The following is a 26,285-nucleotide window of genomic DNA, read 5'->3' as shown; positions in this document are numbered from 1 at the left end:
ATCGACCATGACAGCACCCAATCCCCTTGCACACCTTAATGATCGGCAACTGCAACAGCTCGCCGAGGAGTGCGACGCCATCCACGCCGAGGTCTACGCCGACCTCGGTGACCGCGACCGCCGCTACATCAAATCCGTGATCACCACCCAGCGCCAACTCGCCGTCGCCGGCCGAACCCTACTGCTGGGATCGGTCTCCCCCCCGGCCTGGCTGGCGGGCACCGCCTGCCTGGGCATGGCGAAGATCCTGGAGAATATGGAGATCGGCCACAACATCATGCACGGCCAATGGGATTGGATGAACGATCCCGATATCCACTCGACCGTGTGGGATTGGGACACCGCCTCCACCGCGGACGCATGGAAGCACTCCCACAACTACATTCACCACACCTTCACCAATATCCGTGGCAAGGACAAGGATCTCGGCTACGAGATCATCCGGATCGATCCGAACCAGCAGTGGAGCCCCTTCTACCTCGCCCAGCCGTTCTACAACGTGCTGCTCATGGCCTTCTTCGAATGGGGAGTTGCGTTCCACGACATGGACATCGAGGCCGTCCGTGCCGGGGATAAACCGATGCCTGAGGTCTGGCGGGATCTGAAAGGCATTGCAGGCAAGGCGCGAGCGCAGATCACCAAGGACTATCTCGGTTGGCCACTGGTGAGCGCGGCAGCGTTCGGCGCAGCCCAACTCGTACTTCGCGGACGACTGTCGCAGCCCTCGACATCACGAATTGGCAAGGGCCTCAGGGCAATCAGCGGCAAGCGGCGCATCAGCAGGACGGCAAATCTGCTAGACCGACTGCTCCCCGGAATGGAACGCACCTTCCTGGCCACCGTCGCCGCGACGTTCACCGCCAACATCATTCGCAACGTGTGGGCGCACGGCATCATCTTCTGCGGCCACTTCCCCGACCAGACCTACACTTTCAGCCAGGACGAGGTCGACAACGAGTCCCGCGGCGGCTGGTACGCCCGACAACTGGTCGGCGCGGCCAACATCGAGGGCGGCCCCCTGTTCCACATCATCAGCGGCAACCTCGGCTACCAGGTGGAACACCACCTGTTCCCCGACATGCCGAGCAGCCGCTACGCCGAAATCGCCCCTCGCGTCAAAGATCTCTGCGAACGCTATCAACTCCCCTACAACTCCGGACCCCTCACCCGGCAATGGGGCATGGTCCACCGCACCATCGCTCGCCTCGCCCTCCCCGGCGGCGAACCCCGCCCGAAACCCGGACCCTATCACCGCGATACCGACCCGTTCACGCCGAACGGCCTCAGCGAATCCGACCGCTTCCGCAACCGGATACCGGCCGATGACAAAGCGTGAGTTCGCACTCTGATCCTAAAGCGAAGGCGGGGGGGTGAGCTGCGGGAATCGTTGCGGGAGTTCCGCTTTGGTTGCCGACTTACCCCGGTATTGGGGACCGATACAGCGAGGCCGCGACGGGGGCAACGCCGGGAACCTCGAGGAAGTAGTGGCGACGATTGCCATCGCTAGGACAGATCCTTCGGCATCACCTTCGTGCTCGACACCGATCGGGTAAGAGGTTGCGCAGCCGCGTGTTCGGATGATCACCTTCTGGGGATCGGCTCTCGCGCGCAGGCGCGACAGCACGATCCTAGGGAGGGGATTCTCATGGATCGACGGACATTGCTGACCGCGCTGGTGACGGTGCCGGCTGCGATGGCACTGCTACCCGCGTGTTCCGGTGACTCGCGGACGAAGCCGCGCGGGCCCGATCTGTCGGGCGCGGATCCGGGGGTGCGCCCGCAGGACGACCTGTATCGCCATGTCAACGGGAAGTGGTTGACGGAGTATCCGCTCGAGGCGGACGCGACGGTGTACGGCACCGGAGCCGAAGTCCAGGACCGTAATACGTCGTGGCTGCGCGAATACATCGAGGGTATCGAGCACCCGGTAGCGGGATCGGACGAGCAGAAGGTGCGAGATCTCTACGACGCGTGTCTCGATACCGCCGCCGTCGAGCGGCTGGGACTGGCTCCGATCCAGGACCTGATCGACGATATCGACAGTGCGGCAACGAAATCCGATCTGGCCCGGCTGATGGGCGCGGTGACGATCCAGATTCCGCGGCGCGGTGTACTGGATCCGTGCAGTCTGTTCTGTGTGCTGGTGCTACCCGACCCCCAGGACGCCACCACACATACCGTCGTGCTCGGACAGGCGGGGATCGGGTTGCCCGCCTCGGTGTATCTGCGGCCCCAGTTCACCGCGCAACTCGACGCGTATCGAATTCTGTTGCAAAGCCTCGCCACGGCGGCCGGGTTCCCCGATCCGGCCGGTGCCGCGCACCGGGTGCTCGAGTTGGAGAAGCGCATCGTCGCCGAACATTGGGACGAGGTGCGACTCAGGGATACCAACGCTTTTCTCAACCGCTTCAAGTGGAGTGAGCTTTCCACTCTCGCACCGGGATTCGACTGGGAGGCATGGCGCACCGGACTCGGCGCGCCCACCGAGCGCCTCGGAGCGGTCATCGTCGGTGAACCGTCCTATTTCACCGCGGCGGCGAAAATCTGGATGGACACCGATATCCCGTTGTGGCGGGAGTACTTGAAGCTGGGAGTGGTTCGTGAATTCGCGGGCTTGCTGAGCACCGGTTTCGCAGACCCGGACTTCGCGTTCACGAGTGTGCGGACGGGACTGACCAAGCGGCCTACACGCTCGGAGTTCGCGTTCGCCATCGTCGAGCGGTACCTCGGCGATGTGCTGAGCAAAGCTTTTGTCACGCAACATTTTTCGTCGGAGACGAAGAGACAGGTGGAGGAGATCGTCACGGGTATCCGCAAGGCCCATCGGGACGCTCTGACCGATTCCGCCTGGATGACGGCGGACACCCGGGCGAGCGCGCTGACCAAACTCGATCGCATGGGCGTCGGGATCGGGGGCCCCGATTCCTGGCAGGACTATTCAGGTATGACGGTCACCGCGGGGAGGTTGGTCGCCAGCATCCGGGCAGCGATGCGATTCGGCTGGAAAGCGTTGTTCGAACTCGCAGGAACACCGGTACGCCCCTCGGAGTGGAGGTTGCACGCCCACACCACCGAGGCCATGTACCACCCCAATGCCTTCGAGCTACCCGCTGGAATCCTGCAGCCGCCGTTCTTCGATTCCGGGGCGGAACCCGCGGTGAACTACGGTGCGATCGGAACGATCATCGGTCACGAGATCGGCCACGCCTTCGACGACCAGGGTTCGCATTACGACGCCGACGGCAATCTGCGGGAATGGTGGACACCGGCGGACCGAACCGAATTCGAACGACGGCTACACGGCCTGATCCCCCAGTTCGACGGCCTGATTCCCGAGGGTCTGGAGTCACCGAATCGGGTCGACGGCACGCGGACGCTGAGCGAGAATTCCGCAGACCTGCGCGGCCTCATCGCCGCGCTGGCCGCGTTCCGTCATGCCGAACAGCTCAGGGGCATAACCGATCCCGACTTTGTTCCGTTCTTTCTGGCGTATGCGAGAGCATGGCGGCGAAAGTCCCGGCCCGAAGTAGTGGCGAACCAGCTGGCCTCGGACGGCCACGCTCCGCCCGAGTTCCGGGTGAACCAGATTGTCCGCAATGTTCCCGAGTTCTACACCGCGTTCGGGGTGCGCGAGGGCGACAAGCTCTACCTCGCTCCGGATCAGCGAATCACGCTGTAGCGGAGAATCATCGAGCGGCCCGGTCGATCGGAATGACAAGTCTGGTCCGGCCGGGTGTGGTCAGTTGAGGCTGCGTAGTGCTCGGTCGTCGGTGCTGCCGGATTCCGGGAAGTAGATGTAGAGCATGTGGCCCTCGGGTCCGGCGGCGGCGAGTGTTTCGAAGCTCAGGCGCAGGATGCCGAGGCCCTCGATGCGCAGTCGTTTGTCGCCGGTGACGCGGTCGTAGACGTCGTGCGAATCCCACAGGGCGCGAAAGGTTTCGCTGCGTCGGCGCATGTCGGCGATGAAGGGGGCGAGTTCGGTAGCGCGGGTGCCGGCGGTGGCGCGCAGGCCGGCGACGGCTTGCCCGCTGATGTCGTTCCAGTCGGGGTAGACCTGAGCCGCGCGCGGGTCGAGGAAGGTGAATTCGATCAGATTGTGTCCCGCGCTCCATGCCGGGTTGACCCTGGGGGCGAGCGCGGTGGCGGCCAGCACGTCGCGGGCCGGGTTGACGACGAACGCGGGCAGGTCACTCCAGCGTTCGAGCAGGCGAAGCAGTCCGGGTCGCACCGTGGATTCGAGGTCGTTGCCGGTGGGAACGAGCGGTGGTGACGCGAGGGACCACAGGTAGGTCCGCTCGGTGTCGTCCAGTCGCAGCGCGCGGGCCAGCGCCTCGAGGACCTCACGGGAGGGGTGCCGGTCGCGGCCCTGTTCGATGCGGGTGTAGTAGGAGGGGCTGACCCCGGCCAGCAGCGCCAGCTCCTCGCGGCGCAGTCCGGTGACCCGGCGGCGCGCGGTGTGGACGACGCCGGCCGAGGCGGCGTCGACTTTCTCCCGGCGGCTGCGCAGGAAGGAACCGAGTTGGTTGTCGTCAAGAGCCATCTCCGGCGACTCTACCGGCGGTCGAGTTCGCGACGGTGTCCCTGCCAGAGCCACCCTCACGGGGGTGTGGCGCGGTCGCGGGCCCGCTGGTGCCATGAAGGCATGTCGAACGAATCACAGATCCAACGAAGCGTTGACCGTGAGCACGGACCTGATGAAAGCAGCAGCGGCATGGGCGCTTTCGTCGTGATAGGCGCCGGTCCGGGCCTGGGCGCCGCGGCGGCCCGCCGGTTCGGCCGCGCGGGGCATCCCGTCGGCCTGATCGCCCGGGACGCCGAACGCCTGGCAGTGATGGCCGCAGACCTGAGCTCCGAAGGGGTCACAACCTCGACCGAGTCCGCCGACATCACCGACCGCCGAGCACTCGAGGCGGCCCTGGGCGCACTGCGCGAACGACTCGGTCCGGTCCAGGTGGCGCTGTTCAGCCCGCGCCCGAGCCTGTCGTGGATCAAGCCGGTGCTCGACACCGAGCCCGCCGACATCGCGAACGCGGTGGCGTTGAACCTCGTCGCCGCCGCCACGGCCGTGCGCACGGTCCTGCCCGACATGCGTAACCAGCCGCAGAGCACCCTGCTGTTCACCACCGGCGGCGCGGCCGTCGAACCCCACCACGACCGCGCGGTATCGGCGATCGCCTACGCGGCCGAGTCCGCCTACGTGCGCATGCTTCACGACGCACTTGCCCACGAGGACATGCACGCCGCACAAATAACGATCGTCGGCCCCCTGGGACCCGGCGCCCAGCACGAACCGGACGCGGTGGCCCAGCAATTGTGGCGCATGCACACCGAACGCGACCAGCCACTGATCGTCCTTCGCTGACCCCGCTGCCGCCGGTTCAGGGCGTCGTATGCACCAGAATTCCGACCTGCAACATGACCTGCGACTATGGGCCAATCCTTGCGCCCCGGCCAGAGATACGAAATGGCCTGTCAGGTGAAGAGAAGTTTGTCAGTTGGTATATCGGCGCGCCCCAGGCATGGCGGAGCGATTTCACCTCCGACATCCGCAGCCGCACTGAATTCGGCATGAGCATGCGTCCTACCTCAGACGGCTGCGCCCGTAGATCTTCCCGCAGTGCGGGGCTGGTCTGTTCGGTCAGCGCGGGAAGCGGCATGTGCGCGCCCGTAGCGTGGTTGCGCTCCCGGCCGGTTGCGACTCGTGTGGACGCCCGAAACGTGAAAGGGTCCACGCGGAAGAACCGGATGAACATCGGGATCAAATGACAGGACCGATTCTCGCGAATACAGAAGCGAACGACGGACTGTCAGCCTTTGTCGATCGCATTGTCAAAGACTCGGAATATCGTGACCCTGGCCTGGGATTCGCTCTCAGTAGTTGCGACTGGTGCGATCCACGTCGTATTCGACCGAAGGGCCCCCGCAAGTTGCGAAGGCCGGTGCGGGTGACGTGTGGTGCGGGGTTCAGGCAGGTGCGCCCAGAATGCGCTGCAAATTACGCAGCGTGACGTGGATGTTCCCGCGCTGGAAGTCCGCGAAGCTCTTACCGCTGGTGACGATCCGGTCGAACACGGCGGCGACGCTGTCCGGCCATCCGGTGCGATCGTCGTTCCAGGTTTCGGTGACCCGGGTGCCGCCCGCCTCGGGTTCGAAGCGGTATTCCCAGTTCGCGATGGGTCCACGCAGGGATGGGGTGCGAAGTCCGATCGCGTGCACCCGGAAGGCGAAGCGTTCGCCGGGGTCGGCTGCGGTCACCGTGCAGCGGGTCGTCCACCGCGCGATCCCGCGCTTGTTGTGGCCGACGAACATCATCCCGACGTATGCCGATTCCCTCGGCTCGGCGACGGTCGCGCCGCGGTTCTCCGGACTCCACCCGCCCATCTGCGTCGGATCGCTGATGCGTTCGTACAGAGCGAGCGGATCGGCGGGGATCAGGATGCTCTCGGACACGGTCATCGTGCGCGCTACCACAGTCGTTCTCCCATACGGTCGTTCGGAACGCCCACGGTATCCGCGGCGGCTTCGGGTCGGCGTGATCGGCCTATCACGCGATGCACATCGCGGTGAAGGACCGACCGCTCACTACGATCGAATCGATCAGGCGGAGCCCGGCTGCCGCGGCGAATCCGCCGACCGCGTCGGAGCCTACGCGCGACCAGGAATGCCACGCACCGACGATGTGGTCGCTCTCCCATCGCACGTGCTCGGTGCGGAACCCGGACTGTGCGGGATCGACCTCGGCGATCACCAGTCCGGCCGGGGTGAGAAGTTCTCGCGCCCGGCGCAGTATCCGCACCGGATCGCCGCCGATGCCGATGTTCCCGTCCGCCAGCAGCACCCGCCCCCACCCGCCACGGCCGGGCAGCGGCGCGAAGGCATCGCCGCGGAGCGCGAATCCACCACGGCGAGTGGTCATCTCGACCGCCACCGCGGACAGGTCGACGCCAAGGGCGGGGATGCCCCGTCTGGTCAGGGCAGCGGTGAAGCGTCCGGGACCGCATCCGAGATCGAGTGTCGGCTCGGTGCACGCTCCGACCACGACCTCGTCGGCGAATCGGTCGGCGGGCGTGGAGGCCGAGCCTCCGAGCCACCGGCCGGCTGGAAGCCGGCGGCGACGCCCGAACGAGTCGACGGCCCAGCAGCCGATGCCCGCCGACATCTGCTCATACAGCGCGTCGATCGCGCTCTCGTGCGGTGCACCCGGGGTTCGCATCAGCATCTCTTTGTCGAATAATGCTGCAGCACAAGGCAACTGCGACGGATTCGGAGATCCGTACCGATCAGAGCCGAGCGGCGGCGGTCGGCCACTACTTGGTGTTGAGAGTGATCGTGGCGATTCCGACCAGCAGGCCCGCCTTGACCGCGTCGGTGTTGAACGTCTTGTTCAACAGGGCGGCCGCGTCCTTGGATACGAGCACCCGGGTGCCCTGGAGGATGGCGGTATTGTCCGCTCCGTTCTGCAGCGGCTTCAGGGTGCTGCCGTCGAGATTGAACAGCAGGGCATGCGTTGCGGCCAACGTGCCGTTGACGCTCACATCGCCGTACAGCACCGAGGTGCCCGGGTCGATATCGAAGTTGGTCAGTTGCACCGCGGTCGGCCCCGCGGTCAGCGACAGGCCGCTGCCGTTGTGCGTGATATCGCCCTGCACATAGGGATTCACCGTGCCGGGGGTGTAGTACTTCACGTGACCGCCGGTTATCGGGAAGACGACCGATCCGTTGTCCAGGGCGGCGGTGCCGACGACCCCGGGGGCCAGACCTAAGCTGGTGAGCGCGTCGGTGAAGCCTTTGTCGAGGGCGACGGCCGTGCTCTTACCGGTCAGAGTGTCGATCTGCGCGACGGGCTGCGGAGCTGCCGTGGCGGTAGTCGATGAACTGCTGGAAGAACTCGAGTTATCACTGGAGCATGCGGATAAGGGCACAAGCGTGAATGCGGAAATCGCGGCGATCACAGTGATTTTGCGGTAGTTGACCATCAGGTCCCCACCTTTCATTCGCATCGGGTGTAGCGGATACGAGTAGTTCGCCCCGGGGCGCGGGACAGACTGGACAAAAAGCGCAAATACCACAAATTTCCGGTGCTGAGCGTTCCCCCGTTTAGGGCTTCGATTTTGGGGTAAACATTCTGAGTTTGCCGCGAATCTCAGCGGTCGCATACGAGGACGAATTGAATTTTCGCCGTGCGCAGTACAACCCATCCGTCGGCGGCTATCCGGACCTCGTAACCAAGGTCGAGATAGAAATCAAGGGCCGCGCAGATGTTCCGTACCCGAATGCATCGCAGCCCAGATGGCCACGGATCGATTTCTGAGGTACTTGCCACTTGGGGAGAGTGAATTCCGATGCCCACGATAATGTCCTTCGCCGCCGCGTCGATTGCGTTGGGACTGCCGGGGTCAAGGACAGCAAATCTTCCGAGGCGTAGGACTTTATCACCCGCACCGGACCAGGTGCGGCTCTGAACCGGAATAATCGGACTTCACTCTCATAAAGTTCTTATTACTCCGGGCCAAACCGCAGGGCCATCAGCTCCGATACTCTACCGTCCGGTCTTGTTCGGCCGCCGGAGTTTTGGCAGCGCTCGATTGTGCAGTGTCCGCTCAATCCTCAGACCGAAAGGGGTCACTTCAGTGCCCGTTGTCCTTATCGCGCTCGCCGCCATCGTTATCGGCTTCATTCAAGGCCAGCACGACGATCCTCCCAAACCGGCCGACCCGGCCGCGCACGCCGCCGTCAAATAACCTGCTGTGTGCCGGAATATGTTGGCCCACAGCGGAGTTCGTGAATCTGTCCGGGCTTCAGCGCGGCGAGCCGGGATGCTGGTGGGCAGCGCCATACTGCTGGTGACGCTGGGCGCGGGGGCGGCAACGGCGCGGCTGGATCCCGTCCTGCCCGCGAACGACCCGTTCTACGCGGCGCCCGCCAATGTCGCGGACTACGCGCCCGGCGCGATAATGAACCGGCGCGAGATATTGATGTTCGGTCTGCCACTGCGGGTTTCGGCGTGGCAACTGCAATACCGCAGCACCGGTCCAGGCGACCGGCCGGTCGCCGCTGTCGCCACCGTGCTGGTCTCCGCAGCACCCTGGGCAGGTCCGAACGCACGACCGGTGTTGTCGTATCAAATCGCCGAAGACAGCTTGGACACCCACTGCGCCCCCTCGTACGCCCTGCACGGTGGGCGTGATTCGGCGATCTCGAGCACAGTGATCGATACCCCCTTCCTAGCGGACGCGCTGATGCGCGGTTGGGCGGTGGTCGTTCCGGACTACGAGGGGCCCGAGTCCCGATTCTTCGACGGTGTGAATTCGGGTCGAGCCGTGCTGGACGGTATTCGCGCCGCCCGTGGCTTCTCAGCCGCCGGGTTGAGCACAGCGAGCCCTGTTGGAGCCTGGGGATATTCCGGAGGCGCCTTCGCAACGATGTGGGCGGCCCAGTTACGCCGTACCTACGCGCCGGAGCTGTCCTTCGCGGGCGTCACCGCGGGCGGGATTCCGACCGATATCGCAGGGATCGCACGCAACGCCGACGGCGGTACCCAGGCGGGGCTCAGCATGCTGATTGTCCTGGCGTTGATGCGAAATGCCCCCAACTTCGAGATGTCGGCAATGCTCAACGACCGCGGAAGAGCCGAAATGGCTACTGCGACAACGACATGCGGAGTCGACATGCTGGCCCGGTATTCCGCCGCGCATGTCGACGAGTTCTCGAAGTCACCCGATCTGCTGTCACAGCCGATGTTCCTCGCGGCGGCGCGCGAACAGGAACTCGGCGACGTCGTCCCCGATATGCCGCTGTACCTGTACCACAGCACCACCGACGAAGTTGTTCCCGTCGCCGGATTCGATGCGCTGTTGAATCGCTACTGCGGCTCGAAATCAACTGTGATCGCACGTCATTCATCGGCATCGGGCCATAACGGCACGGCAATCGCCGAGGCTCCGGGAGGAATGGACTTCTTGGCCGATCGGTTCGCCGGAGAGCCCCTCACACCCGGATGCTCGCTCTCGTAGAACGCGTGGCCGAACCCCGCGGGTTGTGTGCGCACAGCCCGCGGGCCGCCTTCTCCGCGAACCGATCGCGCCCAGCGCAGGTCGCAATCGTGCACAGAGATATCGCTCTGCTGGTCAATGCGCACTCGACCCGCTCGTACCGGGGCAGACGGGGTCGAGGCACTGTGACATGCGGACAGAAATCAGTGTCCACCGAAGCCAGCTACACCTGGCCAGTCACGGATCCCCGCAGGACCATACGGCATCTCCGGGGAACGAAAGGATCAGCCATTGCCCGCTGGCGGGTATTTCCCGGTCGTCACCTACTCCGGTCCCGGACGGGATGAGGCCTCGATAATCGGCGGAAAGTAGGTTCGCGCGAACCAGCGTGCCCGATCGTCGGTATCGATGGGTAGGACATCGGTGGGGACCATCAGCAGGGATGCGGTGACGCGCACAAGCATTTCCGCGGCTCGCAAGGCACTGTCGAGGGGTAGCGAATCGTCGGCGATGGTCATGGCGATGGCCGCGCGGATCGGCTCCATCGGCGCGGCGCTCTCGGTGAAAAACGATGTGAGCGTGTCGGGTTCGAACTGCCGCAGTGCGATCACCAGAGGATGGCGGCGGCATTCGCGGACTCCCAGGACAAACGCTTCGGCGGCGCGGTCCGCCGGGGCGGTTCTGGTGAGGATTCGGCCGCTGACCGAGACGAAGAAGGACACCACTTCTCGCACCACGACCTGGCGCACGATGTCGTCCTTATCGCCCAATCGTCGGTAGATGGTCGGTCGGGACACCCCGGCGCGGTGAGCGATGTCTCCGACGGAGGTGCGGCGGAAGCCGTGTTCGATGAACTCGGCGCGAGCGGCATCGAGTAGTCGGCCGTGCTCGGCATCAGTGGCAAGCCCCGTCCCGAACAGTTGCTCGATATCGAGGCCCCGGTGCGTCATGCAGCGAGACTAACGCCCGGTAGACCGCTGATGGGCAGCGATAGCTCCGGACACTTGGAGATTTTTGTCTCAACGCCCGTGCGGGGTCGGTTAGCGAGCAATACTCGGGCCATGGCACGGATGGCTCGATCGCGCGCGGGGCGCGCCGCACAGTTGGGTGGTCTGGCGGGTACGCAGGCAGCACGGCTCGCGGTGCAGAAGACCGGGGATCTGATGCGTTCCGATGCGCGTGCCGAGGCCGCCGCGCACGCGCGGCGAGCGCTCCTGGCACAGCAATTGGTTGCCACGCTGGGGACCATGCGCGGAGTCGCGATGAAGCTCGGTCAAATGCTCTCGCTGGTCGATATCGGCATTGTCGGTCCCGAGAATCGATCGCTGTTCCAGTCCGCGTTGTCGACCTTGCAGGACAGTGCGCCCACGGTGCCGTGGAGTGTGATGTCCGGGCAACTCGAACGCGCACTGGGCGCACCGCCGCACGTGCTGTTCACCGAATTCGACGCGGATCCGGTGGCTGCGGCCTCGATCGGCCAGGTGTACCGAGCGCGGCTCGCGAACGGCGCCCGGGTAGCGGTGAAAATCCAATACCCGGATATCGAGGCCGCCGTGGTGGCGGATCTGAAGAATCTGCGCACCCTGCTGAGTGTCTACCGGTTGATCCATCCGGCTCTGGACACCGCGGCGCTGGCAGACGAATTCGAGGCACGGATCCATGAGGAACTCGACTATCGAATCGAGGCGGACCACACCGGATTACTGGCCGAGGCGCACCGCGGCCATCCCTTCATCCGGATCCCGGAGGTCGTCGAATCACTCTCGAGCCGAACGGTTCTGGTGACCGAATGGCTCGACGGTAGACCCCTGCGCGAGATCTACACCGCACCCCGGTCCGACCGAAATCGGGTGGCGGAGATCGTGTTCCGGTTCTACGCCGGCACTCCGTACCGCCTGCACCACTACAGCGGCGATCCGCATCCGGGCAATATGCTGCTGCTCGACGACGGCGCGGTCGGGTTCCTGGACTTCGGTCTGTGCAAACGGATCGATACCCGCACCGCCGAGACCGAATTGGCGGTCCTGCGCGCTGGAATCGACGGTGATGCCACACGCGTTCTGGACCTCATGGAGTCGCGTGGTTTCGCCCGCGGTTCGACGCTGTCCGAGCAGGCGGCCTATGACACCTTTCTCCGCGTATTCGGCTGGTACCTCTGCGACCGCGAGGCGGAGATCGGACCGGACGATGTGAAAGAGCTGATGGCGCTGATCAGTCGCGCCGGTGACTCGGCGGGCGTTTCGGTGCGACCCTTCAACCTTCCGGCCGATCACGCGTTGCGCGGGCGCGCCGAGTTGCAATTGCTGGCCATTCTCGCCCACCTGCGGCCGCGGATGAATCTGCACACAATCGCGCAGGAGTGGATTTTCGACGCTACGCCTGTGACCGAACTCGGCCTCGCGCAACGTAACTGGGAACTGCGCCGCTGACTGCCGGGCGGCGCTACGTCGCGCCGAGGCGTTCGACGCGCTCTCGACTCGAAAATACCTCGCCAAGGACTGAACCGAACAGCGTGGAGACAACACGGTCTTGACCGCAGTGTTACAGAGACTTACTTTTGTATCACTGTAACTCGAAAGGCTGACCATGAAGACCTTGCACCACCTCGGCCCCTCACCCGAACACGACCGAAGCCGCGCCCTGCTACCGGAGTTCTGGCAGCGGGTCGACGAGCAGGAACGCCAAGCCCTCGCGCACGGGCTACCACTGGACGGACTGGGGCAGTTCTGCCGAAACTGGTTCGACGCCTGGGGCACTCAAAGCGTGTCGGCGCTGGCCGACTGTATGGCCGAGGAGTGCGACTTCATCGACAGCACCACCTTCCAGAACATCCGAATCGGTAAGCAGGAAACCCTCGACAACTGCGCCGCCTGCTTCGAAGCGTTCCCGGATATGGCGTTCTACCCGCAGGACGACACGCTGCGCTCACTTCCCTACATCGACACCTCACACGGCCAATTGCGGATGGCGATCCCGTGGCGCGGCATCGCCCGCTGGACCGGGCCCCAACGGCTACCGGGCACCGATATCGTGCTGCCGCCGACCGGGCGCTGCCTGAACTTCATCGGCGTAGACCGCTACGTGCTGACCGAGGACTTCAAAATCAGTCATATCGATACCGACTGGGACATGATGTTCATGGGAATTCAGCTCTCCCCCATCAATATTCGCGCACCTCGACTCGGCACACTCAAGGCCGCCTCGCTCGCCGCCCGCGCGCTGATGCCGCTGCTGCGGCTCGCCGGCAGCGGCGGCATGCGGGAGCCCCGCCGATTCGATCTCCCCATCCCGAGCATCACCCGGGTCGATCAGCGCCAGGGCTCGCACCGCCTTCCCACCGAGAAGGCCACGCGTAACGGGGTATCGGCATGACCTCGACGCAGCACACCTCCGGCGCCCAGACCGGCGCGGACGTCGTACCCTTTCCCGGCGTACAGGTGCGCGCGGGCGGCAAGCCACGCACCAGGCGCAGTCTGAGCACTCTGGGCCGCTCCCTGGATACGGCGTTGCCCGGCCCGACCGGACTACCGGTCATCGGGGTTCTGCGCGAATTCCGCAAGGACCCTTTCGAATCCGTGCGCGGGTGGGCTCGCGAGTACGGCGATGTGTTCCACGTGCCGATCCCGCTCTGGAATCTGGTCATGGTCAACCATCCGGATCTCGTCAATCAGGTCATGAACGATCGCGATGGCCGCTACAGCATGGTCGGCCCGCTGGAGAAACCACTCGCCTCGACCATCGGATCGATGCTGCCGATCATGGAGGGTGAGCGATTTCGCAAGCGTCGCCGCATGCTGACGCCGATGTTCGGCCGCAAGCATCTGGCGCGCATCGCCGACACCATCGTCGACGAGTTCACCCGCCGCATCGAGCGCTGGGATCACTACGCCGATACCGGGCGGGTGGTGGACCTACAGCATGAGATCGTGCAGGTGACACTGCCCGCCTTCCTGCGCGCGATGTACTCCACGCGCCTGTCCGATGCCGAACTCGCGCAGATCGATGTGGACATGCGCCTGATCATGCGCACGATCGCCTCGGGTGTGCTGCTCGCGAATCCACCCAGCCCACTGCCTATTCCGGGTACCGAGAACCTTCCGCTGGCCACCTATCGGCTGGTACGGCTGGTGAACCGGCTGGTCGCGGAGCGGACGGCGACGCCGACCGAGGACGTCGACCTGCTGGGCCTGCTCCAGGCCAGCCGCTATGACGACGGCACGGGTCTCAACAGTCGCGATCTGCGGGTCGAACTGATCGGGCTCATGGGTGGCGGCTACGAGACCGTGGTGGCCTCGCTTTCCCATACCCTGGCGCACCTGTGCACGAATCCCGAACCGGCACAACGCCTCTACGAGGAGATCGACGCACTCGGCGATGCCGTGCCCACGCTCGACGATCTGAGCGGGCTCACCTGGGCCAAGGCCTGCTTCGACGAGGGCCAGCGCCTGCAGGGCCATCCGATGAATCCGCGACTTGCCATGCGCGACAGCGAAATCGGCGGATTCCATATCCCGCGTGGCACCCTCGTCGGTGTCCCCGTCTATACCCTGCAGCGTGACGCACGCTGGTGGGTCGATCCGGATCGTTACGACCCCACCCGCTTCACCGATCCCACGCACCCGCCCCGCCCGAATTCGGCGTTCATTCCGTTCGGCGCGGGCCCGCACCACTGCATCGGCTCGGGCCTGGCCTACATGAACGCACAATTCCTGCTGGCCTTGATCTTTCAGCGCTACCGGCTGCACACCCCGGCGGGATGGAAGCCGAAGCACGCCTCCACCTTCTCGATCACTCTCGAGGGCGGTCTGCCGGTCACCATCAGCAAGATCGGCAAGGAGCGCCGATGACGACCATACGTGTCGAGATCGACCAGTCCCTCTGCCAATCGGCCCGCTACTGCCTGCGTACCGCGCCCGCGATATTCGCTCTCGGCGACGATGACATCGCCGGAGTCAAGGACGCCGATGGGCTGCCGATCGCGGGACCGATCGAGGTGCCCACCGATCAGGCCGGGCTGCTGGAATCCGCGGCATGGGAGTGTCCCGCCGCCGCGATCAGCATCACCTGAAGAACGCCACCAAATCCACGGTTGACCTTTCGCTCCAAAATTGACAACATCTGATGTCATTATCGCGTTCGGCGATGGTGATATGCGGAGGAGCGCGAGATGGCCGGGGACATCGTTGTCGAGGTCGACCAGGAGCTGTGCCTGGGGTCCGGGTTCTGCACGAGGATGGCACCGGAGGTTTTCGAGCTTCCCGATGACGTGGTTGAACTGCGCAATCATGCCCGCGGTACGGCCGGTCCGGTCGGAGTTCCGGATCGGCTCGCCGAGGCCGTGCATGCCGCGGAGCTGGGTTGCCCGGCAGCGGCGATCGCGGTGCATTCACCTCATTAGACCGCGCTAATAGACAACCTTCGTTGTAAATCTTCAGAAGTACCTGGAAGGACACTGCAATGGTGCAAGTGCTGGCAAGCAGCTGGGGGTCGCCACCGATCACAGAGGCGGGGACGGTGGCGGCCTGGGTGCTGCTCGGGGTGGCCATCGTCTCGGTGGCGGGTGCGCTGATCTTCGCGGCCGGACTGGTCATCGCCAAGGACCGGGAGACCTCGCTGCTGTTCTGGCTCGTCACGGCGGGCGCACTGGTGGTGTTCTCGTTCTATGTGGAGCCCTGGCTCGACTTCATCGGTGCGACAACGTATCTCACGAACGTCTTCGATCCGGTCGTGACCATCGTGGACCGTCCGATCCCCTGGCACGTGGTGCTGACCTACAGCGGCGGCATCGCCCCCGCGACGATCGTCGCGTACCTGATCATCAAGCAGGGCCGACCCGCCAAAACGCTGTTCGCCTGGGCCGCTTTCATTTCCGTCACCGAGTGCGTCGGCGAAATGATCAGCTGCCACTACGGTGTGATGCTCTACTACAGCAATGACGCACTGGTGCTTGGCATTCCGATGCCGAGTCTGGTGCAGAACGGCGGCATGTTCGTCCTCATCGGCTGGGTGATGGCGGCCATGCTGCCGCAGCTATACGGCTGGCGGCGCATTGTGGTGGTGCCGTTCATCGCTCCGGCGGTGTACCTCGCCTACACACTGCTGTGCACCCTGCCGAGTTACTACGCGATTCACAACAATGCGTCCCCCGCGGTGTCGTGGGCACTGGCGATCGTGTCCACGGCCCTGAATCTGGGAGCTGTCGTCTTCGCCGCGTACGCGCCGACCGTCACCCGGCTGCGCGACGCCGCCCAGTCCGGCACCCCCGCGAAACACGCTGTCGCCCCGGCCATTCAGAAGTCCGGGGCACCCGTATGAACACTCCACAACGAGACAGGTACGCGCTGACACGCAATCCCGTACGCGCGCTACGCAAGTCGATCGTCGCCAAACGCCGCAATCTCATGTTGCCGCCGGGACCGGTTGGCCGACCGGTGACCGGCGTACTACGGGAATTCAAACGCGATCCGTTCGAGTACCTGCGCGGTTGCGCCGCCGAATACGGCGATATCTTCCGGCTGCCGACACCGGTGCTGGATATGGTCGTGGTCAATACTCCCGACCTCGTCCGCTACATCATGAGCGATGTCGAAAAGTACACGATGATCGGGCATTACGCGCCGGCCGCACACCGGATCCTCGGCCGCACGATCCCGCTGCTGGAAGGCGATCCGCTTCGCCAGCGACGCAAACTCATCACGCCCATGTTCAAACACAGCTCACTCAACGAGCTGGCCGATGAGATCGTGGACGAATTCGCCACCCGCATCGACAGATGGGGCGAGTGGGCCGACTCCGGCGACACGATCGATCTACAGCACGAAATCGCCTGGCTGACCATGCCCGCGTTTATGCGCGCCATGTTCGGGATCACGCCCTCGGACGCGGAGATCGAGCAGCTCGACCATGATCTGCGCCTGCTGCTGAGCTCCTTCGCCGCCGCCGTATTCCTCAGTCCCATACCGAAAATGGTGCCCTTCCCCGGCCGGGACACCCTGCCTGCCGCCTGGTGGCGCATCTCGCGATGGATCGAAGATCAGATCGAACGCCGCCTGACCCAACCGGTCGACAAGGTCGACATGTTGCAGGTGCTACTGGACGCCCGCAATGAGGACGGCACGCCGATCAGCCGCAAAGATCTGGTGGCCGAACTCGCCATTCTGATCGCGGGCGGCTACGAGACCGTGGTGGCATCGGTGTCCTGGACCCTGGCATTGCTCGCCGAGGATGCCGAAGCACGCGAGCAGCTCATCGCGGAAGTTGATGCGTTACAAGGTGATCGGCCCGAATACGCCGATCTGAAGCGGCTCGAATGGGTCAAAGCCTGCTTCGACGAGGGTCAGCGCATGCAGGGGCATCCGTTCCATCCGCGCATCGCCCTGCACGACGATGTCATCGACGGGCATTTCATTGCCCGCGGCACCATTATCGGCGTCTCGGTCTACGCCTTACATCGTGACGAGCGCTGGTGGCCCGAGCCGGACAGGTTCGATCCATCGCGGTTCACCGATCGCGCGGTGGTCGCCGCACGCCCGGTCAATGCCTTCATCCCATTCGGAACCGGTCCGCATCGCTGCATCGGGTCCCAGCTCGGGTATATGAACGCACAGTTCATTCTCACGCTGTTCTTTCAGCGATACCGGATGAAGACCGCGCCCGGATGGAAGCCCAAGCACGCGTCCACCTTCTCCACCACCATCGAGGGCGGCCTGCCGGTCACACTCGAGCGGGTGCCGGCGACTCACCCGGCATGATCCCGAAACCACTGGGGCCGATCGTTTTTCACGATCGGCCCTACGGCGTTTACCGGCACAGCGCTGTTCATTGCCGCTCCGGGCCGGTGACCTTCCGCCGCCAGATGACGGCTTCGTCGATGAAGGTGATCAGATAGTCGACCAGCTCCTCGGCGGTCATGTCGAGTCGATCATCGACCCATGCCATGAGCACCTCGGCGGCGGCGCCGGCCATGGCGATGGTGGTGATATCGCCCATGACCGGGTCCACGGCATCGGAGCCACCGTTCATGAATTGCGTCAGCATCGGCATGGCGGCCACGACCGTGGTGTTGGATTCGGGGTTCTCCAGCCACATGGTCATCAGCCAGGTGGTGGCATACAGCATCTGCTGGCGCAGCTTGGCCAGCGCGCCGCCGGCCCGTTCGGTTTCGACGAACAGGATGCGTCCCACCCGGTGGTCTTCGTCCATGATCGTGACGAGTTCCTTTGCCACCGCCCGCAATCGGGCCTGACCCTCGTCGATGCCGACCGCCTTGAGAAATAGCCGTCCCGCGACTTTCATCGCCACCGATTCGACGACGGCTTTGGCGAAGGTGTCGAGATTCTCGAAACTCTCGTAGAAGTACCGTTCGGTGAGCTCCGCCCTACGGCACACGTCGCGAACCTTGGTCTCCGCGATCCCGGACTCGCCGATGACCGAAATGCCCGCCTCCAGGAACGCCTCGCGGCGAGCCTGCACGCGATCCTGTTTACTCATACCCGCGAACCGATGGGGCCGGCGGGCGGCGCGGGTCGGTTGCGATGTCATGAGGTCGATTATCCCCTATCGCGGCGTGGTGACGTGGAGGGTGACCGCACCGGGCACCGCGACTGCGGCCAGCGCCGTATCGAGCAGACGGCTGATATCGATGGTTCCGGACGAGTTCGCGGCCGCACTGATCCCGGGTAGCGCCGAACCCGCGAGGCCGCGCACATCGGGGCCGACCTTGTCCTCGAAGCCCTGCAGCCTGCCGAACAGGACCAGCGGCCCGATCTGCACCACCCGTGGATAGTCATTGGTCTGCATCATTTGGACCGCGGTTTGGGCCAGGGTCGCGAAATTGACCCCCAGCATCCGCCCCGGATCGCTGACCGCGGCGATGGTGGGACCCACAGCGCCACTGCGCTGCAATATCACCTGTCCGTCGACGAGCAGATCGCGGATCGAGCCGGTGCTCATCAACAGGGTCGAGGCCAGCAGTGCGCTGGCGCGGGACAGGTTGTGCACCACCGCGATATCGGCGGGCAGCGCCGAGTCCAGTTCGCCGACAAGGGAGTTCGCGGTGTCCGGTGCGACGCCGTTCATCATCCGGGTGAGTGCGGCCGACAGGTCGCCGAAGGTCCGCGGCGCTGTTGATCGGCGGGCGCGAATGTGCTCGTTGTCGGCGAAGTACGGTCCCGCCACAGTTTTCGGCAGTACCGCGATATAGCTCTCTCCCAGCGCGGACAGGCTTTCTATGCGGAAGTCGCTGTCGGCGGGAATCCGATAGCTGTCGTTGTAGCCGAAGTCGATCTCCACTCCGTCAGCGGCGGTTTCGACCGCACGCACCTGACCGATGGGGACCCCGCGCATCAACAGCTTGGAACCGGCGACGATCCCATCGGCATCGCTGACGGACAGCACCGCATGGCGTTGGTCCGACGGCGGCAACCAGCGCACACCCTGCCTGCCGATCGCCACGACCGAAAAAGCGAGCAGCGCAACCAGTGCGGTGACGGACAGCATGTTCTTGAGTTTCACCGGAGGGCTCCCAGCATTCTGAGTACAGCGGTGACGGCATCGAGCTGCTCGGTGTCATCAGCGGTGACGAGGGAGGTGACATCGACCCTGGGCTTGCTCAGCAACGGCATCAGCGTGGTCCGCAGGAAATGCTGCACGCTCGCACCGGTGCCCGCGAATCCCACTCCTGTGCCGGAGGCATTGTCGAGGGTGGTCGCGAGCGAATCGATCACCGGCACCAGCCAATTGCCGCCGGTGTAGACGCTGCCCACCGACGGCAGCAGGATGCCGATATTGGCGATCAGCAGCCGCAGATTGGCCCACAGCTTCATGGCGTGCGGCGACAAGATGTTCTCCAGGTCGGGTGCGTGCCGGTTCACCGCCTGCGCGATACCGTCGGCGCTGGCCAGCATGCGGTCCAGGTCGTTCGTGTCGGCGGCGAGGGCGCGTACATCGGCCGCCAGGGTGCCCGCGACCTTGCGCACCCCGTCGGCGGTCGGTGGCAGCGCCGCGTTCATCTTTCCGATGGTCTGCTCGATGCGCTGCACCGAGCCGGTGCCGAGGAAGTTCGCCAGCACCGCGAGGGTGTCCTCCAGCGGTGCGGGCGACACCGTGTGATCGCGGTTGATGCGCGTATTCGGTGTCAGCGCGGCGTTATTCGCGTCCGCACCCGGCCGGTCGATCTTGATGTAGGCGTCGCCGAGCACGGTGTCCTGTGTGATGGTCGCGGTGCTGTCGGCCGGAATCGCGATACCGTCATCGATTTCCACCTCGACGGCCACCACGCCGGCACGCAACTCGATGCCGCGGACTGTTCCGACGCCCGCGCCGTCGAACGACACCTTGGCTCCGGCAGGCAGATTCAGCGCATTGGCGAATTCGACGGTGAGTGGATATCCGTACCGGATGAGATCATCCGGCATCGGCAGATCGGCTGGATTCGCCGAGCATCCGGCCAGCGCCGTCGCGATGACCACGGCGAGGGTATGGCGCATATTTCTCATTGGGGTGCACCACCTTCGAGTACCAGTTGCAGCAGCTCGGTGACCGACAGTTCCGGCTGCCCGGGCACCGCGGTCAGCCGGAACCTCGGTGCCACGACCGAGATCGGCTGACCGGTGCGGGCGTTGGTGAGCGCGCTGATCGAATCTGCCAGTACCGGAAGGGAATTGGTCAGTGTGACGATACTGTCCTGTCCCGTGGCCGCGAGGTGCAACGCCGCGGCGACGGTGTCGAGTCCGGGCCACAGCAGGTTTCCGTAGCGCTGCGCCAGGTCCAGGCACAGATCCATGGCGCCGGGCAGACCATCGAAGATCTTGGTGATGGCGGGGAAGACCCGCATGGCCACCGCGTCGATTCCCGGTGGCGCTGCCGCCAGCGCGGATTCGACGTCATCCCAGTGCGCGCGGGTCGCGGCCAACAGCGGCGCGGTGTCCGCGAGCAGCTGACCGAGTGTCGCCGTCGCATGGTCCGGGTCCGCGACGGCGCGCGCGAGGCTCGCGACCGCGTCACCGGCGGCCACGCCATTTCCCGCCAGCTGGCTCGCGAAACCGTCCAGCGCCCGGCTCGCGGTATCACCCGCACCGGATCGGGTGACGCCGTCGATGAGACCGGCGGTAGCCGCGGTGATCTCGGAGATGCTCTTCGGAGTCGCGTTACTGGACAACGGTATACAGTCTCCCGGCACCAACTTCGTTCCGGCGCCGTCGCTTCCGACAAGTTCCAAGCTGCGATCGGCCAGGATCGAGGTCGACCGCGTCACCGCCTTGACCGGACCGTGGATCGACTGATCATCGTCGAGCGCGAAGGTCACCTTCACCCCGGCGCCCACCGGATCGGCCCGCTGCACCGTTCCGATTTTCACCCCCATCCTGGTAACGAAATTGCCGGGGTACAGCCCGATGGTGTCCGGCATTATCGCGCAGAACCCCCGGGTGCTGCCCGAACTCGTATCGGTGGCCACGGTGAGCCCGACCGCGAGGGCGAGGGCGGCCAGGGCCGTGAGCACCAGTGGTCCTCGGTAGCGTCGCGCCATCAACAGCTCCTTCCGGGAATCGGTACGCACAGGTCGGTGGCCAGCACCTGATCACCGCCGGCGAGGCGGACTCCATCGGGGCCGAGCAGCGATTGCAGGTAATTGATGAAGGTCTGCACTTGGCCGATGAGGCCGGGCAGGTCGGTATCGACACTCCGCGCCGCGGCGTCGAGCTGCCGCACCGCGCCGTAGAGTTCGTCACGGTGGTTCGAGTAGAAGGTGGTGAGCACCTTGACCTTGCTGAAGATCTGCGCCAAACCGTCGTAGGCATAAGCGAATTCGACGTGGGTGTCTTCGAGGACCCGCAGCACGATCGCCGCCTTGCGCAGCATAGTGAACAGCACATCGCGCTGATCGCTGAACTTGCCCAGATACTCTTGCGTCACCGCAAGGCTCGTTCCCACCTGGTCGCGCTGGTGTTCGAGCACCCCGGCGAGTGCCTGCACACTGTCGATCATGGATTTCACCGAACCCGGATTCGCCTCCAGCGCCGCGGCGGCCTTGTCGAGGTCGGCGCCGATGGTGGGGGCATCGAGGTCGGCGATTTTGGGCGGTGCGTCATCGAGCAGTTCGGGTAGGCGGTAGGGCAGATGTACCCGAGTGGCGGGAATCGTCCGGTTGCCCAGCGCCGCATCACCGGTGGATACCAGCGCGACGTAGTAGCCGCCGACCGCGGTCAGCATTCGTATATCGACGGCGGTCTCAGCGCCCAGAAATATTGAATTGTCGACCGCCAGCACCACTTCGACATGATCGGGCAGCAACCGCACATCGCTGACTTTGCCCGCCGGGGTTCCGGCGACGCGCACCTCCTCCCCAGAGCGCAGGGCAGCCGCGTCGGTGGTTTCGAACACCACTCGCCGCTGCTGCGGCGGGTGCAGATACAGCGCACCCGCGGCGACTGCGACGACCACCGCCGTCCCGAGCGCGATCACGCCGATGAGCACGTGCCGCTGGTCGGAACCGCAGGCGCTCAGATATGCCCGCACGCGACGCACCAGCCGAGTTATCGGTTGCACAGCACCACCTGCTGACCGGCGAGCAGCACCTGCACGCCTCGCGGCAACGCCGCCGGGCCATTGGTGCAGCGGGTGTCGACCTTAGCCGCGGTGAGCTGCTGTAACCCCGACAGCATGGGCGGGAGCATGCGCAGAGTCTGCGGAGCGTCCTGTAGTTGCGCGAGTGCGGTTTTCAGCAGCGCGTCCATGTCCGTGCCCTCGCGCAGGCCGAGTCCGTCCAGCAGCCGGTTGACCGCGTCGACGAACGCCGGTCCGTAGGTGGCGGTCGCGTAGAACTGGTCGAGTACGGTCATCGTCTTATCGAGGGCGAGGTCGAAATTCTCGATGAATTCCAGCACGCGATCCGACTTTCCCTTCATGGTGTCCGAGATCGAGGCGATGTTCCGCACGAGCGTGGATACGGCCTGTTGCCGGTCGGCGGTGTAATCAGCGATCTTCTTCACGCTTGCCACGAGATCGGTCGCACCGGCGCCATCGCCCGCGAGGAAGGCCGAGACGTTGGTGGCCAGCGTGTCGATCTCGCCGGGGTCCAGGGTGCGCAGCACCGGTTCCAGGCCGTGGAACAACGTCGTGATGTCGAACGACGAGGTGGTCATCTGGGTGGTGGCGTGCCGCACCGGCGCGCCGGGAGTATCTTCGTTGAAGTCCAGATAGCGTGCGCCGCTGAGGTTCTGGTACTTCACCGCCAGGTGCGAGGTTGTGGTCAGGCGATAGCGCTGTTGCATGGCGAATCCGACAACGGCGATATTTCCGCCGCCTTGACGCTGAATGTCGATCGAGGTCACCTTGCCGATCTGCACCCCCCGCAAGCGCACGTCCGAACCGACTCGGAGGCCCGAGACATCGATGAAATCCGCTGTGTAGGGGAAGGTGTCACCGTGTACGGGATTGCGTAGCGCATTGCCGACGCCGACGAACAGCCCGGCGGTGACAGCCGCGGCGATCAGCAGCCGCCACAGCGCTTGGCGTGGTGTGGTGCCCATATCAGTTCCCTCCGGGCAGTGGCAGCGCCGCGGCAAGGGCGGGCAGCTGGTCCAGGACAATGCGTAGTTTCAGCGATTTGTCCTGATCCGTTCCGGTGTAGGCGGATTCGAATCCGGAGAGCACCTGATCGAGCCGGGAACCGAGCTGCGCTTTGCGCAGGGTGACCGAGACCAGATCCGACACCGTGCGCACTATCTCTGTCAGCGGTGTGAAATCTGCGGCGTGCGAACCGAGCAGCGCTCCCAGCGGACCGAAGAATCCGGTGGCGATCAACTGCATGGTGTCGTTCATCGGGCCGAAATTGTCGATGACCACCTCGGCGCTGGGCACCTCCCGCACCGCCTCGACCGCCGAGATCGCATCGTCGGTGAACAGCAGCAGCGGATCGAGCAGCGTATTCAACTGGCGCAGTGTGACATCCGGCATCTGCCGCTGGGTTTCGGCGACGGCGTCGGCCACGGCGAACCCGGCTTCGATCAGCGGCGCGAGCGCATCGGTGTACTCGGCGATGCGCCGCACCACCTCGACCATGTGATCGGTGAGCACGCCGTTTACCACCGTTGAGGTGCGGCTCAGCAGCGAGGCCATGGTGAAGTCGCCCTCGGGCGCGCGGTCCAGCCGCAGACCGTCGGTCAGCGCTCGTCCACCCGGGCCGGGCAGCAGGTTGAGGGCGGAGACGCCGAAATAGTTCATCGGCCGGTAGTCGAAGCGCACCGTATCGGTGAGTCCACCGATCTGATTGCGCCGCAATCGAATACCGATCTCCACCCCGCCCGCGTGGCCGCCGTGCACCGCGTCGACCCGGCCCACCTCGACACCGTGCAGGACCACCGTGGAACCCGCGGTGATGCCGTGCCCGAGGTAGGCGGTTCGGAGCGTGAGGTGTAGGACGCCCTCAGGCTCGCGGCCGCTGATCCGCACGGCGGCGAATACCGCGATCAACAGCACCATCACCGTGACCACCCCGGTCACCAGCAGCACTCGCCGTTGTCGCTGTGCCGATCCGGCCAATAGTTCAGACATAGTCAATTCACCCCGTGAACACGAATTCCGGTGTGACCCCCCACAACAGGACAGTCAATATCAAATCGAGCATGATGATCGCCACCAGGCTGGCGCGGATGGCGCGCCCGCTGGCGATACCGACACCGGCCGGACCGCCGGAGGCGAAAAAGCCGAAATAGCAATGGATGAACGTGACCACGGCACAGAACAGCACCGCCTTGATCGTCGAGTAGATCACGTCCACCGGGTCGAGGAATTGCTCGAAGTAGTGGTTGTAGGTACCGGCGGACTGGGAATGAACCATCGTGACAACCAGGCGGCAGGTGACGAAACTGACCAGCAGCGTCACCAGATAAGCCGGTGCGACACACAGCATTCCGCCGATCAGCCGGGTGCCGACCACGAATGGCACGGTGCGCACGCCCAGCGATTCGATCGCGTCGATTTCCTCCGCGATGCGCATGGAGCCGATCTCCGCGGTCATCCGGCATCCGGCCTGCGCGGCGAAACCGACTCCCGCCACGATCGGGGCCATCTCACGAATGTTGGCCATCCCGCCGACCACGCCCGAGAGCGCGCCGAATCCGATGAGATCCAGTCCGGCGAACGCCTCGATCGACACCATCGCACCGATGGCGACACCGAGAATCAGCATGGTGGTGACGACGCCGCCGTCAACGATGAGCGAGCCTCGGCCCCAGGCCAGATTGTTCAGCACCCGGAAGGTCTGGGCACGGTACTGGCGCACCGTGACCGGCAGCAGCCACAGGGTGTGACCCACGAACACCGCGGCCCTGCCGATTTCGGCGAACAGGGCTGCGCTCGGGCGCGTGATGCGCCGGCCGATCCGGGCGATTCGCGGCATCGCATGGTAGCCGGACGGAACGGTGGTACTCATGCGAGCTGACTGGGCAGGAACATGGTCTGCAGTTGCGTGATCAACAGCGTGGCCAGGATGATCGCCGTAACGCTCAGCACCACAGAGGAATTCACCGCATCCGCGACACCGCGCGGTCCGCCGCGCGTCTCCAGTCCGCGCAATCCGGCGACGATCCCCACCAGTACGGCCGCGACCAGCGTCTTGATCACCGCTACCGCCAGATCAGCGGTGGTGGCGAACGCGCCGAACGAAGCCCAGAAACTGCCTCGGCTGACACCGTTGAGTTCGACGGCGACGAGATAGGAGGAGCCGACGCCCACCGTCACGATGGCGATCAGCAGCATTGGCGAAATGGCAAGCAGGGCAAGCAAACGCGGCACCAATAGCCGCTGCACCGGATCGACTCCCATGACCCGCATGGCATCGAGTTCCTCGCGGATGGCCCGAGCCCCCAGATCGGCCGCGATCGCCGAGGCCGCGGCACCGCCGAGCAGCAGACCGGCCGCCAGCGGCGCGCCTTCGCGGATGATGCCCAGACCGCTCGCCGCACCGGTGAGCGAATCCGCGCCGACCTGGTGGACCAATCCACCGACCTGCACCGACACGACCGCGCCGAACGGAATCGCCATCAGGACCGCCGGAACGGCTGTCACCTTCAGCAATTGCCAGGCCTGCTGCAGGAATTCGCCGAATGGAAACCTGCGGCCGACGAGGTCTCGGACCAGATGGCGAATCATCGAAATTCCCAGCAGGACCGACCTACCCAGTGTTGCCGCACTCGCGCGGCCGATACCCACCACATGATCGACCGGAACGTCGAGCAGGTGGGCGACTTTGGCGAGCGACGATGCGCTGTCGAGTTCTTCCATGAGGTCTAC

25 protein-coding genes are annotated in these 26,285 nt (G+C 64.9%); 11 read left to right on the top strand and 14 right to left on the bottom strand.

Annotated elements, in window-relative coordinates; genetic code table 11:
- Positions 1 to 7 precede the first annotated feature (7 nt).
- Together ACFVUS_RS28885 and ACFVUS_RS28880 are read left to right on the top strand one after the other, a co-directional pair.
- On the top strand, positions 8 to 1,336 hold the full coding sequence (locus ACFVUS_RS28885; RefSeq protein WP_387773204.1) for a fatty acid desaturase family protein: 1,329 nt from the start codon (positions 8 to 10) through the stop codon (positions 1,334 to 1,336).
- 309 nt (positions 1,337 to 1,645) lie between these two features.
- Positions 1,646 to 3,679: a M13 family metallopeptidase gene (locus tag ACFVUS_RS28880; protein WP_387773201.1), complete on the top strand. Its 2,034-nt coding sequence runs from the start codon at positions 1,646 to 1,648 to the stop codon at positions 3,677 to 3,679.
- Positions 3,680 to 3,739: 60 nt separating this feature from the next.
- Here the strand turns inward: ACFVUS_RS28880 and ACFVUS_RS28875 are convergent, their stop codons facing one another.
- Positions 3,740 to 4,540, bottom strand: a complete 801-nt coding sequence (locus ACFVUS_RS28875) for a helix-turn-helix transcriptional regulator (protein ID WP_387773198.1) — start codon at positions 4,538 to 4,540, stop codon at positions 3,740 to 3,742.
- A 171-nt stretch (positions 4,541 to 4,711) separates the two neighbouring features.
- Between ACFVUS_RS28875 and ACFVUS_RS28870 the strand changes: the two genes are divergently transcribed.
- Complete coding sequence (locus tag ACFVUS_RS28870) at positions 4,712 to 5,362, top strand: SDR family NAD(P)-dependent oxidoreductase (protein WP_387773195.1); 651 nt, start codon at positions 4,712 to 4,714, stop codon at positions 5,360 to 5,362.
- A gap of 602 nt (positions 5,363 to 5,964) precedes the next feature.
- On the opposite strand, the gene ACFVUS_RS28865 is transcribed toward ACFVUS_RS28870, so the two are convergent.
- From ACFVUS_RS28865 to ACFVUS_RS28855, 3 genes are all read right to left on the bottom strand, one after another.
- A complete protein-coding gene (locus ACFVUS_RS28865; RefSeq protein ID WP_387773192.1) occupies positions 5,965 to 6,471 on the bottom strand; it encodes an SRPBCC family protein in 507 nt (168 codons plus the stop codon).
- Between the two features lie 73 nt (positions 6,472 to 6,544).
- Positions 6,545 to 7,213: a methyltransferase domain-containing protein gene (locus ACFVUS_RS28860; protein ID WP_387773189.1), complete on the bottom strand. Its 669-nt coding sequence runs from the start codon at positions 7,211 to 7,213 to the stop codon at positions 6,545 to 6,547.
- Positions 7,214 to 7,307: 94 nt separating this feature from the next.
- Complete coding sequence (locus ACFVUS_RS28855) at positions 7,308 to 7,976, bottom strand: hypothetical protein (protein WP_387773186.1); 669 nt, start codon at positions 7,974 to 7,976, stop codon at positions 7,308 to 7,310.
- 840 nt (positions 7,977 to 8,816) lie between these two features.
- Here ACFVUS_RS28855 and ACFVUS_RS28850 point away from each other — a divergent pair.
- Positions 8,817 to 10,013 carry a lipase family protein gene (locus ACFVUS_RS28850; protein WP_387773183.1) on the top strand — a complete coding sequence of 399 codons (1,197 nt, stop codon included), beginning with the start codon at positions 8,817 to 8,819 and terminating at the stop codon, positions 10,011 to 10,013.
- Between the two features lie 302 nt (positions 10,014 to 10,315).
- Here ACFVUS_RS28850 and ACFVUS_RS28845 read toward each other — a convergent pair whose 3' ends face one another.
- Positions 10,316 to 10,942: a TetR/AcrR family transcriptional regulator gene (locus tag ACFVUS_RS28845; RefSeq protein WP_387773180.1), complete on the bottom strand. Its 627-nt coding sequence runs from the start codon at positions 10,940 to 10,942 to the stop codon at positions 10,316 to 10,318.
- 111 nt (positions 10,943 to 11,053) lie between these two features.
- Here ACFVUS_RS28845 and ACFVUS_RS28840 point away from each other — a divergent pair, with 111 nt between their 5' ends.
- From ACFVUS_RS28840 to ACFVUS_RS28810, 7 genes are all read left to right on the top strand, one after another.
- Positions 11,054 to 12,421: an ABC1 kinase family protein gene (locus ACFVUS_RS28840; RefSeq protein ID WP_387773177.1), complete on the top strand. Its 1,368-nt coding sequence runs from the start codon at positions 11,054 to 11,056 to the stop codon at positions 12,419 to 12,421.
- A gap of 157 nt (positions 12,422 to 12,578) precedes the next feature.
- Complete coding sequence (locus tag ACFVUS_RS28835) at positions 12,579 to 13,364, top strand: nuclear transport factor 2 family protein (RefSeq protein WP_387773174.1); 786 nt, start codon at positions 12,579 to 12,581, stop codon at positions 13,362 to 13,364.
- Positions 13,361 to 14,839 (top strand): cytochrome P450, encoded by a 1,479-nt coding sequence (locus ACFVUS_RS28830; protein WP_387773171.1) that lies wholly within the window; start codon positions 13,361 to 13,363, stop codon positions 14,837 to 14,839. Before ACFVUS_RS28835 ends, ACFVUS_RS28830 begins: the two co-directional genes overlap by 4 nt.
- Positions 14,836 to 15,060 carry a ferredoxin gene (locus tag ACFVUS_RS28825; RefSeq protein ID WP_387773168.1) on the top strand — a complete coding sequence of 75 codons (225 nt, stop codon included), beginning with the start codon at positions 14,836 to 14,838 and terminating at the stop codon, positions 15,058 to 15,060. Before ACFVUS_RS28830 ends, ACFVUS_RS28825 begins: the two co-directional genes overlap by 4 nt.
- A 99-nt stretch (positions 15,061 to 15,159) precedes the next feature.
- The gene (locus tag ACFVUS_RS28820) at positions 15,160 to 15,390 is read left to right on the top strand and encodes a ferredoxin (RefSeq protein ID WP_387773165.1); all 231 of its coding nucleotides are present in this window, start codon (positions 15,160 to 15,162) and stop codon (positions 15,388 to 15,390) included.
- A 59-nt stretch (positions 15,391 to 15,449) separates the two neighbouring features.
- The gene (locus tag ACFVUS_RS28815) at positions 15,450 to 16,307 is read left to right on the top strand and encodes a hypothetical protein (protein ID WP_387773162.1); all 858 of its coding nucleotides are present in this window, start codon (positions 15,450 to 15,452) and stop codon (positions 16,305 to 16,307) included.
- A complete protein-coding gene (locus ACFVUS_RS28810) occupies positions 16,304 to 17,743 on the top strand; it encodes a cytochrome P450 (protein WP_387773159.1) in 1,440 nt (479 codons plus the stop codon). The genes ACFVUS_RS28815 and ACFVUS_RS28810 overlap by 4 nt, the downstream gene beginning before the upstream one ends.
- 67 nt (positions 17,744 to 17,810) lie before the next feature.
- On the opposite strand, the gene ACFVUS_RS28805 is transcribed toward ACFVUS_RS28810, so the two are convergent.
- Genes ACFVUS_RS28805 through ACFVUS_RS28765 form a run of 9 tightly spaced genes read right to left on the bottom strand, consistent with a single transcriptional unit; the run spans position 17,811 to position 26,276 of the window.
- The gene (locus ACFVUS_RS28805; RefSeq protein ID WP_387773156.1) at positions 17,811 to 18,533 is read right to left on the bottom strand and encodes a TetR/AcrR family transcriptional regulator; all 723 of its coding nucleotides are present in this window, start codon (positions 18,531 to 18,533) and stop codon (positions 17,811 to 17,813) included.
- 15 nt (positions 18,534 to 18,548) lie between these two features.
- Positions 18,549 to 19,505 (bottom strand): MlaD family protein, encoded by a 957-nt coding sequence (locus tag ACFVUS_RS28800; RefSeq protein WP_387773153.1) that lies wholly within the window; start codon positions 19,503 to 19,505, stop codon positions 18,549 to 18,551.
- On the bottom strand, positions 19,502 to 20,488 hold the full coding sequence (locus ACFVUS_RS28795) for an MlaD family protein (RefSeq protein ID WP_387773150.1): 987 nt from the start codon (positions 20,486 to 20,488) through the stop codon (positions 19,502 to 19,504). Before ACFVUS_RS28795 ends, ACFVUS_RS28800 begins: the two co-directional genes overlap by 4 nt.
- Positions 20,485 to 21,519: an MlaD family protein gene (locus ACFVUS_RS28790; RefSeq protein ID WP_387773147.1), complete on the bottom strand. Its 1,035-nt coding sequence runs from the start codon at positions 21,517 to 21,519 to the stop codon at positions 20,485 to 20,487. Before ACFVUS_RS28790 ends, ACFVUS_RS28795 begins: the two co-directional genes overlap by 4 nt.
- A complete protein-coding gene (locus tag ACFVUS_RS28785; RefSeq protein ID WP_387773144.1) occupies positions 21,519 to 22,538 on the bottom strand; it encodes an MlaD family protein in 1,020 nt (339 codons plus the stop codon). Before ACFVUS_RS28785 ends, ACFVUS_RS28790 begins: the two co-directional genes overlap by 1 nt.
- Positions 22,526 to 23,521, bottom strand: coding sequence for an MlaD family protein (locus tag ACFVUS_RS28780; protein WP_387773141.1), 996 nt, complete (start codon positions 23,519 to 23,521; stop codon positions 22,526 to 22,528). The genes ACFVUS_RS28785 and ACFVUS_RS28780 overlap by 13 nt, the downstream gene beginning before the upstream one ends.
- A 1-nt stretch (position 23,522) precedes the next feature.
- Positions 23,523 to 24,545 carry a hypothetical protein gene (locus ACFVUS_RS28775; protein WP_387773138.1) on the bottom strand — a complete coding sequence of 341 codons (1,023 nt, stop codon included), beginning with the start codon at positions 24,543 to 24,545 and terminating at the stop codon, positions 23,523 to 23,525.
- Between the two features lie 7 nt (positions 24,546 to 24,552).
- Positions 24,553 to 25,425, bottom strand: coding sequence for an MlaE family ABC transporter permease (locus ACFVUS_RS28770; protein ID WP_387773135.1), 873 nt, complete (start codon positions 25,423 to 25,425; stop codon positions 24,553 to 24,555).
- The gene (locus tag ACFVUS_RS28765) at positions 25,422 to 26,276 is read right to left on the bottom strand and encodes an MlaE family ABC transporter permease (RefSeq protein ID WP_387773132.1); all 855 of its coding nucleotides are present in this window, start codon (positions 26,274 to 26,276) and stop codon (positions 25,422 to 25,424) included. The genes ACFVUS_RS28770 and ACFVUS_RS28765 overlap by 4 nt, the downstream gene beginning before the upstream one ends.
- Positions 26,277 to 26,285: the final 9 nt, after the last annotated feature.

This window comes from Nocardia sp. NPDC058058, from assembly GCF_042885355.1.
Lineage (GTDB): Bacteria > Actinomycetota > Actinomycetes > Mycobacteriales > Mycobacteriaceae > Nocardia.
This window is presented reverse-complemented; position numbering and strand designations above follow the sequence as displayed.